Origin of the sequence: Neobacillus sp. NPDC093127, assembly GCF_044754175.1 — a bacterium.
Taxonomy (GTDB): domain Bacteria; phylum Bacillota; class Bacilli; order Bacillales; family Cytobacillaceae; genus Neobacillus.
Window position 1 is genome coordinate 289,208 of sequence record NZ_JBIVOP010000002.1, and the last position, 15,003, is coordinate 304,210.

The following is a 15,003-nucleotide window of genomic DNA, read 5'->3' on the forward strand; positions in this document are numbered from 1 at the left end:
CATTAGAAAACTTGTTCAACTTCAACGACACCAGGAACTTCTTCTAGAAGAGCTCTCTCGATACCTGCTTTTAATGTAATCGTTGAACTTGGGCAGGTTCCGCACGCACCCAATAAGCGGAGCTTAACAATGCCATCCTCTACATCTACTAATTCGCAATCCCCGCCATCGCGAAGAAGAAATGGACGCAATTTATCTAATACTTCTTGAACTTGCTCAAACATTTCTTGTTCTACCATGTTAATCGACTCCTTTCCTATCTATATTATAATGTCAACGGCCGTAAAAATCCATTCTCAGAAATTAGGAAGCCGTCCAATTTAATCATTTTCTTAGTTTTTACGTTTGAAATAAGATAAAATAAAAGAAAAACGTTAGGAATGGTCTTATGAATGTTCATGAAGTGGAAATTGTTCTTTACGGGGCAGAAACGCTCTGCCCGAGCTGCGTGAATTTACCTTCATCCAAAGAAACATATGAATGGCTGGAGGCGGCAATTGCTAGAAAGTTTCCGAGCCAGCCCTTTAAAATGACCTATGTTGATATTCATCAGCCGACCGGCGAGAGTGATAAGGCAGATTTTGCAAAAAAGGTAATTGAAGAGGACATGTTTTATCCTGTTGTCGTCATTAAAGAAAAAGTCGTCGGCGAAGGCAACCCGCGTCTTAAAACCATCTTTGCGGAACTTGAGAAATATGGATATAAAGCAATATAAAACAAAAAGCATTCCATTATTAGTTGGAATGCTTTTTGCTTTTCTAAAATTAACCTTTATGAAATTTGTACATCCATAAGATACCGGATTTTAGTAAGCGGGCGACCCGTCCTGTAATCGGACGCTCTGCCATCATCCCAAATCCATGCTTTTTCCCAAGGGAACCTAGGATTCCCTTTAATTTGATTTGCGGGAAGGAAGCAGGAGGCGCTTCGCCTTTCCAGCGCCTCTTGAGGACTTCCACAATTTGCTCAGCCTGTCCCTCAGCCAATTGCGCACTTGGCGCATGTGGAAGGCTTGCGCAGTCCCCAAGAATAAAAATATGTTCGTCATTAGGCAAATGATGGAGAGGGGAGATAACCATCCGTCCTGAGCGATCCTTTTCCCCTTCCATATCGCGGACAATTTTACTGGCTTGAATCCCTGCTGTCCAAACAATCACATCACAATCTATCGGTTGATCGTGATTATATAGTTTATTTACTTCCACTTTGGTGATATTAGAATTGTTAATAATCTCGACATTATTTCTTACAAACCAATTTTCAACATATTTACTCAAACGTTCCGGGAAGGAAGAGAGGATATGGTTTCCTCGATCGAACAATTTGATATTTAGGTCTTCACGGCTTTCACTTAATTCACTCGCTAACTCGACACCGCTTAAACCAGCACCGACAATACCCACAACTGATCCAGGTCCAAGATTGTTTAAGACTGAATAGGTGAGCCGGGATTTTTCAATACTTTGGATACTGTAAGTGAATTGTTCGGCACCAGGAACATCATGATAATTGTCCTCACAGCCAAGACCAATGATCAGGTCATCAAAGGCAACCGGCTTAGCATCTTTTAGGATAACCTTTCTTTCCTTTGTATCGATGCCGGTTACCTCTCCATATATCACATCTAATCGAGAATGTTCCGGAAAAGCAACGCGTATTTCTTTGTCAGAGATTGTCCCGGCGGCTAAGGCATAGTATTCGGTTTTTAAGCAATGATATGGAACGCGGTCAATAAGTGTAATGGTTACGTCCTCTGGTAAGTGGTTGGGAAGAAGTTCGTTCAATATCTTCATCCCGCCGTATCCTCCACCAAGAATGACAAGATTTTTCATTTTTAAATTCCCCTTTGTTTATCCGGTTTTCAATAAGTCTAAATATTAGTAGTATAATACCCCATTTGTTTACCACATAAGAGTATATCTAAAGTGTGTCTAAATAACAACATTTTCCCATTAATCTTGACAAAGCCGACCTAAACATGGTATTTGACGAAGCTGGATAATTGGGGTAGGATATTTAGTTGTGGAGAGGTGAAAGCAATGTTTAAGCCCATCATTGAATTTTGTATCAGCAACCTGGCAAATGGTGCACAAAGGGCACTTGAAAAGTTACAAAAAGATCCTAACTTGGATATTATTGAATATGGATGTCTCGGATATTGCGGAAAATGTGCCGTCACACTCTACGCTCTTGTGAATGGTGAAGTAGTTATCGGGAAAACACCAGATGAACTCGTAGACAACATTTATGAATATCTTGAAGAGAATCCGATGTTTTAATAATAGCTGAAGCCCCAGGGGGCTGAAGCTAGATAAGTAAGAAAAGGGAGCATCGCCGCTCCCTTTTTATATAGAGTTATCATATGCTAATAATAAGAATCTAATCAGTTGAGTCGAGGATATCAAGTGTATATACTATATTTATAGGCCTTGAAAGGGGGAGTCATGATGAGTAAAGATGTTGTTATTTTAACGGAAGCCGCGTCACTCCAAATAAAAGATATGATGAAGCATAATGAGGAAGAGGGGGCTCTTTTACGTGTCAGTGTAAAAGGCGGCGGATGCAGCGGATTATCCTATGGAATGGGCTTTGATCATGAGGTAAACGAAGATGACCTTCATTTTGAACAGTTTGGGATTCAAGTTCTTGTCGATAAAGAGAGTGCTTCGATTCTCCAAGGCACGAAAATAGATTTTAAAGAATCGATGATGGGCGGAGGCTTCACCATCGAAAATCCTAATGCTATTGCATCCTGCGGCTGCGGTTCTTCGTTCCGAACAGCCACTGCAACCGGTACACCAGAGGAATGCTAATCAGAAAAGCGCAAGCGCCCTGGTCAGCGGCGTATGGCCTGGAGCGCTCCAACTGAGATAAAGGAAACACGGAGAGCGGAGCGATCCGATGTTGACTTATCGTAGGGCGGAGAGCGAAGGACACTAGCCGCTAGGGCGCTGGAGCTGGACAGTTCTCAAAGTCGAAATTTATACTTTAAATAAAGGCACCCAAATTGGGCGCCTTTATTTTTATTTGTCAAACATAGAGGAACTGTGCAACGGTTGAACTTTTGCTTTTGGATCGATAAAGGATTTCGCATTATTGACAGCTGTTGGCGCTTCACCAAAGCCGCAGGCAATTAATTTCACTTTACCATCATACGTGCAAATATCACCTGCTGCATAAATTCCTGGAGTATTCGTTTCCATCTTAGAATTGACAACAATCGAGTTCTTTTCGATTTCTAGACCCCATTCCTTGATTGGTCCAAGCGACGAAACAAAGCCGTAGTTACAAATAACAGCGTCGACATCAATCGTTTCTTGGCTTTCTCCGTTAACACTTCCAAGCACGACTTGTTTAATGCTGCCATTTCCATCACCAATCAATTCAGCAGGAACAAATGGAGTTTTTACATCCACTTTTGAATTATACAGGTTCTCAACACTATGTTCATGTGCACGGAATTTATCTCTGCGGTGAACAATCGTTACCTTTTCGGCAATTGGCTCAAGCATTAAGGCCCAGTCAACGGCAGAATCCCCGCCGCCAAAAACAACCACTTTTTGGCCGGCAAACTGATTTAAATCTTCAATAAAGTAGTAAAGATTTTTCTTCTCATATTGAAGGGCGCTTTCAAGCTCTAAGCGGCGCGGTTGGAAAGCTCCATTCCCAGCTGTAATAATAATCGTTTTTGAATAATGGACTTCTGAATTTGTCGTTAATTTAAACGTTCCATCCTCTTGTTTTTCTAACTTTTCAACAGACTGCTCAAGAGCAACAGCTGGTTCAAACTTAGCCATTTGTTCTTTTAAATTATTTATCAATTCTTGTGCGCGGATTTTTGGAAAGCCGGCAACATCATAAATGTATTTTTCCGGATAAAGCGCTGACAATTGACCGCCTAGCTGTGGCAAGCTTTCAATGATTTTCACTGATGCTTGTCTCATTCCCCCGTAAAAGGCAGTAAATAGACCGGTAGGGCCGCCACCGATGATGGTAATGTCATAAACTTTTTGATTCTCTTGCACTCCGTATCCCCCCAATAGTAGTAACAAACTCCACTCACTATAATATCACAAAATAAAAAAATCCTCACATCTTAATAGGCAAATATTCATATTGGAAAAATATTTAACATAATCCCCCGGAACGTTACAAAATGTCAATGTTGGCAATATTCTTAAGTTAAATAATTTATATATATCACTTGAAAATAGCGGCAAAGTAGCATATGATGTAATGTGGATATATTGTTAACATTCTGTGACAAAAAAAGAACATTTTCTTGAACGATATACATATAAAGCAACGACATCTCAGTCGTTCTCTGTATGTTTTACTATTTAGTAATTTTCTCTGAATCCATTCGTGAATTATCTCACATACAATTTTTTGAAGTGCAAAATAAAAATGGTCGTAGCAGTGGATGATAAGAAAAAGAGAATTTACTAAAAATATTAAAAAAGGTGGAAGTGATCACTTTGAGAAAGCCAAAAATTGTTATTATCGGTGCTGGTTACGGCGGGCTTATGACCACAGTGCGATTGCAAAAGTTAATCGGAGTAAATGAAGCAGATATTGTGTTAATTAATAAAAATGACTACCATTACGAAACTACTTGGTTACATGAGGCTTCAGCTGGTACACTCCATCACGACAAGGTTCGCTATGATATTCGTGATGTGATTGATCGCAGTAAGGTTGATTTTGTTCAAGATACCGTGGTCGAGATTAATAAAGAAGCAAAAAAAGTCATTCTAGAAAAAGGCGAAGTCGAGTATGACTACCTTGTGATTGCCCTTGGCGGTGAACCGGAAACATTCGGTATCAAAGGGTTAAAGGAATATGCATTTGGAATCACCAACGTGAATTCTTCCCGTCAATTGCGTGAGCATATTGAATATCAATTTGCAACCTATAATATGGAAGAAGAGAAGAACGATAATCGTTTGGTCCTTGTTGTCGGCGGCGCCGGCTTTACAGGTATTGAATTCCTTGGCGAATTAACAAATAGAATCCCTGAATTATGTCATGAGTATGATGTCGATTATCATAAAGTGAAAATTATCTGTGTTGAAGCAGCACCAACTGTCCTTCCTGGTTTCGATCCGGAATTAGTGAATTATGCGGTTTCCCAGCTTGAGCGTAAAGGCGTGGAATTCTTAATCGGAACAGCGATTAAAGAGGCTACTCCAGACAGTATCATTGTTGGAAAAGGTGAGGAAGAACCACGTGAAATTAAAGCCGGCACAGTTGTTTGGGCAGCAGGGGTACGTGGTAACTCGATTATTGAAAAATCAGGATTTGAAGCAATGAGAGGCCGTGTTAAAGTACAGCCAGACCTCCGCGTTCCGGGATTTGATGATGTTTTCATTATTGGTGACAGTTCGCTTGTTATTAATGAAGAAATCAATCGCCCATATCCTCCGACCGCTCAAATTGCGATGCAGCAAGGCGAGGTTGTTGCCCGCAATATCGCTGCGTTAATTCGTAATAAAACAGAGTTAGAGACGTTTACGTTTGATAATAAAGGAACGGTTTGCTCCTTAGGTGAAGACGATGCTATCGGTGTTGTTTTTGGTAAAAAAATTACTGGAACAAAAGCTGCATTCATGAAAAAGGTAGTCGATAATCGCTCACTATTCATGATTGGCGGCGCAGGTTTGGTATTGAAAAAAGGGAAATTTAAGATTTTTTAAGCTAGACTAAACAAAAAGGACAGGAGATTCCTAGTCCTTTTTGTTTATCTTAAAATGTTTTTTAAATTTTTCGAAAATTAAAGTAACACTTCGATATTGCAAGAAAACTTAACATGTATCCGCTTTCCTCCGAGAATTTGCGGATATTTAGCTCTTTTCTTTTTTCAAAATCCTTGGTATATTATCAGAATATTAAGTTAATAAAACGAGGGGATGATGGAAATGAAAGGGAAGGGTCTGGATACAAAAAGTTGTGTTTATTGTTCGGGAACGGGCTATTTTCAATTGGTGCTTGGAGGATCGGAAACTTGTACCTGCTGCGGGGGGACAGGAAAGAAAAAGGAATAATAAAACAGCTATTACGGCTTCTTCGAATCGAATTCGAGGGGCTATTTTTTTGCAGTCAATATTGACTACCCTTTCGACATTAAGTACACTATTTGTTGATGGATAAAGGGGGAATCTCAATGCAAATGAGCATTGTTGTCTTAATTATATCGATTGTCTTATTTTTTGTACTGTTTTTTGGAATTGGCTTTATCTTGAATATGCTGCTAAGAATGTCATGGGTTATGGCGATAGTTTATCCTATTGTTGCAATATTAATCGTAGATAAAGTAAGTTTTAGTGAATATTTTACAAATAGTAAAGTATCCTTTATAGAACTCGGGCAGCGGTTCAGCTCTTTAGGGACAGCCGATGTTCTCATTTTAGCAAGCGGATTTGCTGGGGCGATCGCCGCAGGCTTAACGATCAAGCTGTTACGAAAAAACGGCTATCAAATGTTTTAAGACTTTTTACCTTATGGGTAAGGAGTCTTTTTTTTACCCTGGGAAAAATTTCTTTCCTCCTTTTTTGAATAATTCCCTGCAGCTTGGGAATGAATATTTTGGGAGGAGTGAAAATTTCAATGAATCATTTTAAAAATTGGACAAAGCGGTTTGCGATGGCCTGCCTTTTCATGATGGCATTATTCGCAACCTTCCAATCCATTTCTGGTGTCAATGCACAATTGCTCATTAGCCAAATAACAGTTCTTGTCTCGTCGACCAAAACGGTTTCCGGAACACAACCCTCATTGGAGGATTCGATTGATTGGTCTAAGTATCCTAAACATACGGTTACAGCTACGGGCTATACGGCGGGAATTGAATCTACTGGAAAAACCAAAGATCATCCGGAATACGGGATCACCTACTCGGGTGTAAAAGTGAAGCGTGATTTATTTTCGACAGTAGCTGCAGATTTAACTGTTTTTCCGATAGGTACGATCCTCTTTATCCCAGGATACGGCTATGGAGTGGTTGCCGATAAAGGGGGAGCAATTAAGGGTGACAGACTGGACCTTTATTATGAAACCGTTGCAGATGTATATAATAAATGGGGTAAAAAACAGCTTGCTGTTTATGTTGTCGAAAAAGGTAACGGAAAACTATCAGAAGAAACTCTTAAAGCGTTAAATGAAGATAAAGCGATGCAGGTATTTCGTCAACAGTATATTAGCTCGGAAAAAAGATAAAAAACAGGTCGCGGGCCTGTTTTTTATTTGCCGATAGGAGCAATGAGGTCCAGTTTCCCTTAAAATAGAATGGAATCAGTGTGAGGGGAGGGGATGATCATGGATGAACAGTACCCAATCGAATACTATGAGTTTTTTGTCAGCTTTAATGAAGGGGACTACTATACTTGCCACGATTTATTGGAAGAAATGTGGATGACCGATAAAGATAATTTATTTTTAAAGGGACTTCTGCAAATGAGTGTGGCAATTTACCATTATGAGTATGGAAATGTCAAAGGCGCGAGATTGATGATGCAAACTGCCCATGACTATCTGCAGGCTTACCGCCCGAAGTTTTGGGGATTAGATTTAGAAAAGATCTATCCTTTCATTGAACATTGCCTAAGCCATTTTCCAAAACATATTGATCGTGTTGCATTTGAAAATGTGGGAGACTTGCCAACGCTCCCTCATTTGCTGTTGTACTTGGAAAATGATTAGATAGTCGAAATAAATGGAACTTTTCGATATAATAAAACTTGAATACCACGGAGGTGAAGGGAAATGTTTGTTGTTAAAAAAGAATTTGAATTAGCAAATGTTCATGAGGGATTGATTATCGGTCTATTAGATAAACCGGAGAAATTTGCCGGAAACTTGACAAAACTGGATGCCGAGTTTAACGGGCAGCTTACAGAGCTGGTGAAATCAGGGGATATTTCGGCAAAATTAAAAAGTATTAGCAAGGTACATAGCTTTGGCAATATCGGTTCAAAACGCGTTTGGTTTGTCGGTCTCGGAAAAGAAAAGGAATTAACCTTTGAGAAGCTGAAAGAAGCGTTTGGCAAGCTGTTTAAGAACGTTACAGCAAGTAAGCTTGAGGAAACAGCCATTTATTTAGACTCCTTTATAACGGAAGAACTCGATGGTTTGGATGCCGCCCATGCCCTAAGTGAGGCGTTTGCGCTTGCGACCTATCAATTTGAAGGCTATAAGCAGAAATCGAATGAACCGGAGAAAAGGCTTGAGCAGCTCAACGTTTATAGTGAATTGTTTGCCGAAGAGGATGTACAAGTGTCTCTTTCGGTTGGATATGCCTTTGGAAAGGCAGCGAATTCAGCTAGAACGCTTGTTAACACCCCAGGAAATTTGCTGACAGCAACAGATATGGCCAACTATGCAATGGAGCTGGGTGCTAAATATGATTTTGAGGTTGAAATTTTGGAGAAAGCTGAAATTGAAAAGCTTGGAATGGGTGCGTTCCTTGCGGTAAACCAAGGTTCCGTCGAGCCCCCTAAGATGATTGTCCTGAAATATCAGGGGAAAGATGAATGGAAGGATGTCATCGGCTTAGTCGGAAAAGGAATCACCTTTGATACGGGCGGTTATTCGATTAAGACAAAAGCAGGAATCGTAGGGATGAAAACGGACATGGGCGGGGCTGCAGCCGTTCTTGGAGCGATGGAAATTATCGGCGAGACTCGGCCAGAGCAAAATGTCGTTGCCGTAATTCCGTCTACGGACAATATGATCAGCGGGGGAGCATTTAAGCCGGATGATGTTATCACATCGATGAGCGGTAAAACGATTGAAGTTTTAAATACCGATGCCGAAGGGCGGCTTGTGTTAGCGGATGCGGTTACCTATGCAAAGCATCACGGGGCGGAATATTTAGTCGATGTGGCAACCTTAACAGGCGGCGTCATTACCGCGCTCGGTCTGCATACAACCGGTGCGATGACCAATCATGAATCATTGTATGAACAGGTTTTGGAGGCTTCGATGGAAGCAGGCGAGCAAATGTGGCTACTTCCATTATTTGAAAGTGAAAAGGAACGGGTTAGAAACAGCAAGGTTGCCGATTTAAATAACTCTCCTGGAAGCGAAGGCCATGCGATTGTCGCTGGCGCGTTCATTGGTGAATTTGCCGAGGGTACTCCGTGGGTTCATTTAGATATCGCCGGGACAGCTGTCACTTCAAAGGCCTATGATCTAGGTCCGGCGGGTGCAACAGGAGTCATGACCCGTACACTTGCCTTATTTGTAGAACGGTTTGAACCAATTGAAAAATAAATCAAGGCCCTCGGACGATTCCGGGGGTTTTTCATGATTCTTTCTATATGAATGCCCACTCAAACCACCTCGCTCTCGCATATGAAATAGTGTAGGCAAGTTTCTTAGTTAAAGGAGGTAGGCTGCATGTATTATTATCGAAGCCCTTACCCGATGCAGGACCAGAGATTGTGGGCTTGGCCGCTGGCAGTAGGTGGACTTGGCTTTTTAGGCGGATTAATTGGCGGCGGGTTAGCAGGCGGATTTGTAGCGAGCCGTCCATTTTATGGAGGCTATGGCTATCCCGGAATGGGGTATCCTGGTATGGGCTATCCGGGAATGGGATATCCAGGATATTATTAATAACAAGGTTAAAAACAGCTCTTGTGGCTGTTTTTTTCTAATTAAGGGGAGTTAAAGGGAAAATCCAGTAAAAAGGAGAATAGATTATAAGTGAAAACAAACTACATAGTGGAGGGATGGAAATGATCGAAAACACATTAATTGAGGCTCTAGGTATTGAAATAACCCATGTAGAAGAGGGAAAAGTGGTTGCGACGATGCCGGTGGATGGAAGAACGCGCCAGCCATTCGGTTTACTGCATGGCGGGGCATCTGTTGCCCTTGCTGAGACGGTTGCAAGCGTTGGCGCCTATGAATTGGTTAATAAAGAAACCGAAGCAGTTGCCGGGCTTGAGATCAACGCTAATCATGTCCGCCCAAAAACAGACGGGATTGTTACCGCAGTTGGTACTGTACTTCATCAAGGAAAATCGACAATGGTATGGGATATCAAAATTACCGATGAGACGGACCGCCTCATCTGTGTTTCACGCTGTACGATGGCCGTTATTCAATTGAGAAAATAACTGTTAGCTCATAACGGGGTGGGGGAAAGATCCACCTCTTTTTTTTACTATTATTGAAAAATTTAAAAAATTCCTTTTAAATTCATGTTATAATTTAAGAAATAAAAAAATAGCTAAATAGCACAATTTTTTGTACAGGTTTCTTTATATAATGGTATAAAGAGGGAAAAAGTGAAGGTGGTGAAATGATGAAGGCAAGAAAGCAATATTTATTTATTGATTTTGAGTTTACGATGCCTGAACGAAATATTCGAATGAAGAATTTCTTCGCGGAAATAATCGAGGTCGGAATTGTTGCGGTTGTCGACGATCAGGTTACCGAGCAATTTTCATCCTTTGTTACTCCACGTAAATTTCCGAAACTATCAGAACGCTGTAAATCATTCTTACATATTTCACAGCAGCAGGTTGACAAAGGGCTGTCGATTTATGAATTAATTAAAAAGTTGGAGGAATTCAATAAAGATCATTATGAGACGTCCATTGTTACTTGGGGAAATATGGATATGAAGGTACTAAGGCATAATTGCTTAGAAGCGGGTATTGCTTTTCCATTTAGCAACGCTAAAGAAATAGATTTATCAATGGAGTATAAACGGTTCTTTGGTGACCAAAATCAAACAGGCTTATGGAAGGCTGTGCAGGAATATGGAAAAGAGGGGACAGGCAGACACCACCGGGCACTCGATGATGCCTTAACTACCCATAATATATTCAAACTCGTTGAAAAGGATAAACGCTATTTAGAAAAACCAGAACCAACAACGATTGGTGATCGTATTGATTTTTCCAAGCTATTAAATGAGTTCGCATAAAAGGCCAAATCACTATACTTGATTTGGCCTTTTATGTTAATTAAATTTATAATCTTTCTCCAGTGTTTCGATTGCTTTTATGCTCAATTCGGCCCATTGTGACGCTGTCTCTGCTAGTTCAGCTTTCATTTTCTCCAAAGCCAGCTTTAAGGATTCCTGATAATCAGGGATTTCATCCTCAAAGTGTTTGACCATTTGTTTCGGAATATTGGCCTGTTCCCGAAAGCTGAGGGCACGTCTTTCGTGAAAAATAAGCACGTCCGCATCTTTAGGGCTGTGTAAATCGCCCTGCATTGGATGTTTTACGACCGCTAGGACTCTCACTAAATAATGCTGCGGGCGTTCCTCCGTTATTTCTCCGATATATTTTCCTGTCTTATAGATTGCTGTGACCCTGTCACCAACCGCAAATTCCGCCATTCAAACCACTCCTGCCAATTTTTTTTCTTCTATCTTCCATTTTATAATGAAATAGTCTAAATTAAAAACAAAGTGCAAAAAAATAAAACTTCGGTTAAAGTTTAAAGATGGAGGGATTATATATGAGAAAGAAATGGCAAATACTATTTGCATTATTGACAATTGTTCTTGTCTTGGCAGCATGTGGGACAAGCTCGAAGAAAGAAGAGGCAAAACCGAAAACTGCCGCGCCAAAAACAGAACAGAAGGAAGGGGACAATAAAGTGACCAATGAAGTCTATCCTCAGCTTTCCACAGAGGTAGCAGAAAATGAGAAACTCGTTGAAATGGAAACATCAATGGGTAACATTAAAATCAAATTATTCCCTGAATATGCACCAAAGGCTGTTGAGAACTTTGTGAAGCACAGTGAAGATGGCTACTATGATGGACTTATCTTTCACCGAGTCATTAAAGATTTCATGATTCAAGGCGGGGACCCGAATGGCAACGGCACTGGCGGTGAAAGCATTTGGGGAAAACCATTTGAAGACGAATTTTCGAGAAACCTTTATAATCTGCACGGCGCCTTGTCAATGGCCAATTCTGGTTCAAATACGAACGGAAGCCAGTTTTTCATCGTACAAAGCACGAGCCTTGATCCTTCGATGAAGTCACAAATGGAGCAGGCGGGATTTCCTAAGGAAATTATTGAAGCCTATGATAAGAATGGCGGAACTCCATGGCTTGACCACAAGCATACTGTTTTTGGCCAAGTAATTGAGGGAATGGATATCGTTGATAAGATTGCTGACACACCAGTAGGTGCCCAAGATAAACCGGAAAAAGATGTCATCATTAAAAAAATTAAAGTGTTAAAATAAGGGATGATCTCGGATTGATTCATTGGTAGGAAACGCTTTTTGTTGCTATAATTACTTGAGCAGTTCTCTTAAAGAAAGGGAGAAGAAAAATGTTGCTACCAACCGTACTTTCCTTGTTTCTATACTTTCCGGAAGATAAATCAGAATACATTCCAGCTCTCATTAGCTTTAGTATCTTTATGATTGCAGCCGTTTTTACAATGCGCTTCATCGTAAAATATTCAAAACGTGAGGCAGAAAAAGCTAAGGAATTTGAAGAACAATTAAAAAATCAAGAACATCCGCAAAAGAACAGTTAAGCGGCTGTTCTTTTTTTTTCCTCAATCTCAATGAGGATAGGTAAAGTGGCGTTGGTCCATACTAAGGGCAAATTGTCTTTAGTGGGGGATTACAGATGAAGAAAAGCTGGATGATTATTCCGCTGCTTCTGCTAACTGGTTGCATGGAAAAGAATGTGAAAAAGATTGATGTAGAAATGTTTAATGCCGTTGGTGATTCACTCGGGACGGTAGAACTGGCCGAACAGTCCAGCGGTATTAAGATGACGGTAAATTTGAAGGGGCTGCCGCCAGGCGAGCATGCGATACATATTCATGAAAAGGGAAAATGCCTGGCACCAGATTTCAAGTCTGCCGGCAACCATTTTAATCCTGAGAAAAAGGAGCATGGACTCTTGCATCCTAAAGGTGCCCATGCTGGTGACTTGCCAAATTTAATTGTTGACGATGACGGCTCCGTTAAGGCGGATTTAATGGCACCCAATGTCACCTTGAAAGACGGAAAAAAATCCGTTTTAACAAAAGAGGGTACTTCAATTGTCGTAGACGAATCAAAGGATGACGGCATGACCCAGCCTGCTGGGGATTCAGGCAAGCGAATTGCCTGTGGTGAAATTTCCAAGGATAAAAATAAAGCAGGCAAACAACGGAAAGCTCAGGATGAAAATAAATAGGAATGAATAGGCTGTCTCCAATGAGATAGTCTACTTTTTTATGAGATTAGAAAAAATGTCTAGAATGATATCGGTTGCTGCCTATTTTTGTGAAAAATGAAAATATCTCTAAATACATGGGTAAAAATCTAAGCTTATCCCGCTAGGTGGACATACACTATCTTGAGACTTTTAGGAGGCGATATCATGACAGAAAGACAATTTCCAGGCGGATTCCAAGGACAATTTGGCCAACAAATGGGCTATCCCCAAATGACTGGCGGCTATCCACAAATGGGTGGGTTCCCACAAACTGGTTATCCACACACAGGTTATCCTCATATGGGCGGTTACCCACAGTATGGGCAATATCAACATGGCGGCTATCCATATGGAATGGGCGGTTATCCACATACAGGTTTTCCTCAAGGAATGGGCGGTTTTCCACAAAGCGGTCAAGGGCAAATGACAATGCCATACGGTCAGAGAAAAGAAAAGAAATAAATTGTATTTGTCAAACGAGCCTGGTTCTTCAATTGGAGAAGCAGGTTTTAATTTTTTCCAACAGTTTTCTTGATTTATCTTACATTTTTCTTGAAAATAGACCTTAAGACTAATGGAGACAAATAGGAGTGCACAACCAATGGAAAACAAACTATATTATCAGGATGCATACTTAACAAAATTCACAGCAAAGGTGGAAAAACAAGAAAAGGATCCGTCAGGAAAATGGTATGTCGTGTTAAATCAAACCGCTTTTTATCCGACAGGAGGCGGACAGCCCCACGATAAAGGTACACTCGAAAATACAAAGGTTGTAAATGTCGAAGAAATCGAAGGGGAAATTCGCCATTATCTTGAAGGGCCATTACCAGACACCAATAAAGAAATAAACGGTATGCTAAATTGGCAAAGGCGTTTTGATCATATGCAGCAGCATGCCGGTCAGCATATCCTTTCGGCGGCGTTTGAACAAGTACTCGATTATAAGACAGTCAGTTTTCACTTAGGAGAAGAAATCGTAACGATTGATTTAGCGACTGAAGCATTATCTGAACAGGAAGTAAAGCAGGTAGAGGAACTCGCGAATCAAATCATTTTGGAAAACCGTCCGATTGAAACAAAATGGGTGACAGAAGAGGAGTTATCCGACTATTCATTACGAAAAGAAACAAAGGTGAAAGACAATATCAGGCTAGTAATAATTCCTGACTTCGATCATAACGGGTGCGGCGGGACACACCCGAAGGCGACGGGCGAGGTTAGGGCCATTAAAATATTGGATTGGGAAAGGCAAAGGAAAAACATCCGTGTCCATTTTGTCTGCGGCGAACGGGTCTTGACTCAGTTTGGCCAAAAACAAACAGTGCTGCTTGAGTTAATTAAGCAGTTAAATGCCCCGGAATCTGGATTGATTCATGCTGTCAGCCGGATGGTTGAACAGGGTAAGGAAATGGAGAAGGAACTGGATCATGACCAACAACAATTGCTTACATTTGAAGCTAGAGATTTACTAGCTAAACAAGAGAACAAGCTTGTGAGTGAAGTGTTTCAAAATCGGACAATTCAAGCACTTCAAAAGCTAGCTCGAGCCATCGTCGCCGAAAATGAACAAACATTGGTGTTCTTTGTTTCTGAAAATGAGAATCGTCTCCAGCTCGTTTGCGCGCGGGGACAAGCCCGCACGGAAAATATGAAATCAGTGCTTGAAGCGGCCCTCCCACTAATAAATGGTAAGGGCGGCGGGAATGACGCTTTTGCTCAAGGCGGCGGTGAGGCATTAATGACAGGTCGGGAAATGATTAAGCAATTGCTGGAACTAGAAATGAAGATAACGCCGGACAAATAACAGTCAT

At 40.9% G+C, this 15,003-nt stretch carries 21 protein-coding genes; 17 read left to right on the top strand and 4 right to left on the bottom strand.

The annotated features are described in order from the left end of the window. Positions 1–2: 2 nt before the first annotated feature. A complete protein-coding gene (locus tag ACIQCO_RS04595; RefSeq protein ID WP_024028418.1) occupies positions 3–239 on the bottom strand; it encodes a NifU family protein in 237 nt (78 codons plus the stop codon). Between the two features lie 149 nt (positions 240–388). On the opposite strand from ACIQCO_RS04595, the gene ACIQCO_RS04600 reads away from it, so the two are divergent. Beyond that, positions 389–715 carry a YuzD family protein gene (locus tag ACIQCO_RS04600; RefSeq protein WP_400426401.1) on the top strand — a complete coding sequence of 109 codons (327 nt, stop codon included), beginning with the start codon at positions 389–391 and terminating at the stop codon, positions 713–715. 49 nt (positions 716–764) lie between these two features. Here ACIQCO_RS04600 and ACIQCO_RS04605 read toward each other — a convergent pair whose 3' ends face one another. Further along, entirely contained in the window at positions 765–1,832 is a 1,068-nt protein-coding gene (locus ACIQCO_RS04605) for an NAD(P)/FAD-dependent oxidoreductase (RefSeq protein WP_400426402.1), read from the bottom strand. Between the two features lie 207 nt (positions 1,833–2,039). Between ACIQCO_RS04605 and ACIQCO_RS04610 the strand changes: the two genes are divergently transcribed. Further along, a complete protein-coding gene (locus ACIQCO_RS04610) occupies positions 2,040–2,279 on the top strand; it encodes a YuzB family protein (protein WP_400426403.1) in 240 nt (79 codons plus the stop codon). A gap of 168 nt (positions 2,280–2,447) precedes the next feature. Then, positions 2,448–2,813, top strand: a complete 366-nt coding sequence (locus ACIQCO_RS04615; RefSeq protein ID WP_400426404.1) for a HesB/IscA family protein — start codon at positions 2,448–2,450, stop codon at positions 2,811–2,813. Between the two features lie 210 nt (positions 2,814–3,023). Here the strand turns inward: ACIQCO_RS04615 and ACIQCO_RS04620 are convergent, their stop codons facing one another. Further along, positions 3,024–4,025 (bottom strand): NAD(P)/FAD-dependent oxidoreductase, encoded by a 1,002-nt coding sequence (locus ACIQCO_RS04620; protein WP_400426405.1) that lies wholly within the window; start codon positions 4,023–4,025, stop codon positions 3,024–3,026. Positions 4,026–4,478: 453 nt separating this feature from the next. Between ACIQCO_RS04620 and ACIQCO_RS04625 the strand changes: the two genes are divergently transcribed. The 9 genes from ACIQCO_RS04625 (at position 4,479) to kapD (ending at position 10,933) form a co-directional block, all read left to right on the top strand. Further along, positions 4,479–5,696 (top strand): NAD(P)/FAD-dependent oxidoreductase, encoded by a 1,218-nt coding sequence (locus tag ACIQCO_RS04625; RefSeq protein WP_400426406.1) that lies wholly within the window; start codon positions 4,479–4,481, stop codon positions 5,694–5,696. 222 nt (positions 5,697–5,918) lie between these two features. Further along, positions 5,919–6,044, top strand: coding sequence for a YuiA family protein (locus ACIQCO_RS04630; protein WP_400426407.1), 126 nt, complete (start codon positions 5,919–5,921; stop codon positions 6,042–6,044). Between the two features lie 119 nt (positions 6,045–6,163). Further along, entirely contained in the window at positions 6,164–6,487 is a 324-nt protein-coding gene (locus ACIQCO_RS04635; protein WP_400426408.1) for a YuiB family protein, read from the top strand. Positions 6,488–6,606: 119 nt separating this feature from the next. Next, complete coding sequence (locus tag ACIQCO_RS04640; protein WP_400426409.1) at positions 6,607–7,215, top strand: 3D domain-containing protein; 609 nt, start codon at positions 6,607–6,609, stop codon at positions 7,213–7,215. Positions 7,216–7,314: 99 nt separating this feature from the next. Continuing rightward, positions 7,315–7,698, top strand: coding sequence for a DUF309 domain-containing protein (locus ACIQCO_RS04645; protein WP_400426410.1), 384 nt, complete (start codon positions 7,315–7,317; stop codon positions 7,696–7,698). Between the two features lie 63 nt (positions 7,699–7,761). Further along, complete coding sequence (locus ACIQCO_RS04650; RefSeq protein WP_400426411.1) at positions 7,762–9,270, top strand: leucyl aminopeptidase; 1,509 nt, start codon at positions 7,762–7,764, stop codon at positions 9,268–9,270. Positions 9,271–9,396: 126 nt separating this feature from the next. Beyond that, on the top strand, positions 9,397–9,612 hold the full coding sequence (locus ACIQCO_RS04655) for a hypothetical protein (protein ID WP_066091412.1): 216 nt from the start codon (positions 9,397–9,399) through the stop codon (positions 9,610–9,612). Between the two features lie 122 nt (positions 9,613–9,734). Beyond that, positions 9,735–10,118, top strand: a complete 384-nt coding sequence (locus ACIQCO_RS04660) for a hotdog fold thioesterase (protein WP_400426412.1) — start codon at positions 9,735–9,737, stop codon at positions 10,116–10,118. A 188-nt stretch (positions 10,119–10,306) separates the two neighbouring features. After that, the gene (gene kapD / locus ACIQCO_RS04665) at positions 10,307–10,933 is read left to right on the top strand and encodes a 3'-5' exonuclease KapD (protein ID WP_400426413.1); all 627 of its coding nucleotides are present in this window, start codon (positions 10,307–10,309) and stop codon (positions 10,931–10,933) included. A gap of 36 nt (positions 10,934–10,969) precedes the next feature. On the opposite strand, the gene kapB is transcribed toward kapD, so the two are convergent. Further along, positions 10,970–11,353 (bottom strand): kinase-associated lipoprotein KapB, encoded by a 384-nt coding sequence (gene kapB, locus ACIQCO_RS04670; RefSeq protein ID WP_400426414.1) that lies wholly within the window; start codon positions 11,351–11,353, stop codon positions 10,970–10,972. Positions 11,354–11,475: 122 nt separating this feature from the next. On the opposite strand from kapB, the gene ACIQCO_RS04675 reads away from it, so the two are divergent. The 5 genes from ACIQCO_RS04675 (at position 11,476) to ACIQCO_RS04695 (ending at position 14,996) form a co-directional block, all read left to right on the top strand. Beyond that, on the top strand, positions 11,476–12,216 hold the full coding sequence (locus ACIQCO_RS04675) for a peptidylprolyl isomerase (RefSeq protein ID WP_400426415.1): 741 nt from the start codon (positions 11,476–11,478) through the stop codon (positions 12,214–12,216). Positions 12,217–12,305: 89 nt separating this feature from the next. Next, positions 12,306–12,515, top strand: coding sequence for a hypothetical protein (locus tag ACIQCO_RS04680; RefSeq protein ID WP_400426416.1), 210 nt, complete (start codon positions 12,306–12,308; stop codon positions 12,513–12,515). Between the two features lie 95 nt (positions 12,516–12,610). Beyond that, positions 12,611–13,168 carry a superoxide dismutase family protein gene (locus ACIQCO_RS04685; protein ID WP_400426417.1) on the top strand — a complete coding sequence of 186 codons (558 nt, stop codon included), beginning with the start codon at positions 12,611–12,613 and terminating at the stop codon, positions 13,166–13,168. A gap of 186 nt (positions 13,169–13,354) precedes the next feature. Beyond that, positions 13,355–13,651 (top strand): spore coat protein, encoded by a 297-nt coding sequence (locus ACIQCO_RS04690; RefSeq protein ID WP_400426418.1) that lies wholly within the window; start codon positions 13,355–13,357, stop codon positions 13,649–13,651. 139 nt (positions 13,652–13,790) lie between these two features. Further along, on the top strand, positions 13,791–14,996 hold the full coding sequence (locus ACIQCO_RS04695) for an alanyl-tRNA editing protein (protein ID WP_400426419.1): 1,206 nt from the start codon (positions 13,791–13,793) through the stop codon (positions 14,994–14,996). Positions 14,997–15,003 lie beyond the last annotated feature (7 nt).

What these genes read in the sequence shown, in the direction of transcription:
- ACIQCO_RS04600 (WP_400426401.1), top strand. Translation starts at nt 389, where the DNA reads ATGAATGTTCATGAAGTGGAAATTGTTCTTTACGGGGCAGAAACGCTC.
- ACIQCO_RS04690 (WP_400426418.1), top strand. Translation starts at nt 13,355, where the DNA reads ATGACAGAAAGACAATTTCCAGGCGGATTCCAAGGACAATTTGGCCAA.
- ACIQCO_RS04640 (WP_400426409.1), top strand. Translation starts at nt 6,607, where the DNA reads ATGAATCATTTTAAAAATTGGACAAAGCGGTTTGCGATGGCCTGCCTT.
- kapB (WP_400426414.1), bottom strand. Translation starts at nt 11,353, where the DNA reads ATGGCGGAATTTGCGGTTGGTGACAGGGTCACAGCAATCTATAAGACA.
- ACIQCO_RS04595 (WP_024028418.1), bottom strand. Translation starts at nt 239, where the DNA reads ATGGTAGAACAAGAAATGTTTGAGCAAGTTCAAGAAGTATTAGATAAA.
- ACIQCO_RS04605 (WP_400426402.1), bottom strand. Translation starts at nt 1,832, where the DNA reads ATGAAAAATCTTGTCATTCTTGGTGGAGGATACGGCGGGATGAAGATA.
- ACIQCO_RS04660 (WP_400426412.1), top strand. Translation starts at nt 9,735, where the DNA reads ATGATCGAAAACACATTAATTGAGGCTCTAGGTATTGAAATAACCCAT.
- ACIQCO_RS04695 (WP_400426419.1), top strand. Translation starts at nt 13,791, where the DNA reads ATGGAAAACAAACTATATTATCAGGATGCATACTTAACAAAATTCACA.
- ACIQCO_RS04610 (WP_400426403.1), top strand. Translation starts at nt 2,040, where the DNA reads ATGTTTAAGCCCATCATTGAATTTTGTATCAGCAACCTGGCAAATGGT.
- ACIQCO_RS04645 (WP_400426410.1), top strand. Translation starts at nt 7,315, where the DNA reads ATGGATGAACAGTACCCAATCGAATACTATGAGTTTTTTGTCAGCTTT.
- ACIQCO_RS04675 (WP_400426415.1), top strand. Translation starts at nt 11,476, where the DNA reads ATGAGAAAGAAATGGCAAATACTATTTGCATTATTGACAATTGTTCTT.
- ACIQCO_RS04680 (WP_400426416.1), top strand. Translation starts at nt 12,306, where the DNA reads ATGTTGCTACCAACCGTACTTTCCTTGTTTCTATACTTTCCGGAAGAT.
- ACIQCO_RS04685 (WP_400426417.1), top strand. Translation starts at nt 12,611, where the DNA reads ATGAAGAAAAGCTGGATGATTATTCCGCTGCTTCTGCTAACTGGTTGC.
- ACIQCO_RS04655 (WP_066091412.1), top strand. Translation starts at nt 9,397, where the DNA reads ATGTATTATTATCGAAGCCCTTACCCGATGCAGGACCAGAGATTGTGG.
- ACIQCO_RS04630 (WP_400426407.1), top strand. Translation starts at nt 5,919, where the DNA reads ATGAAAGGGAAGGGTCTGGATACAAAAAGTTGTGTTTATTGTTCGGGA.
- kapD (WP_400426413.1), top strand. Translation starts at nt 10,307, where the DNA reads ATGAAGGCAAGAAAGCAATATTTATTTATTGATTTTGAGTTTACGATG.
- ACIQCO_RS04635 (WP_400426408.1), top strand. Translation starts at nt 6,164, where the DNA reads ATGCAAATGAGCATTGTTGTCTTAATTATATCGATTGTCTTATTTTTT.
- ACIQCO_RS04650 (WP_400426411.1), top strand. Translation starts at nt 7,762, where the DNA reads ATGTTTGTTGTTAAAAAAGAATTTGAATTAGCAAATGTTCATGAGGGA.
- ACIQCO_RS04615 (WP_400426404.1), top strand. Translation starts at nt 2,448, where the DNA reads ATGAGTAAAGATGTTGTTATTTTAACGGAAGCCGCGTCACTCCAAATA.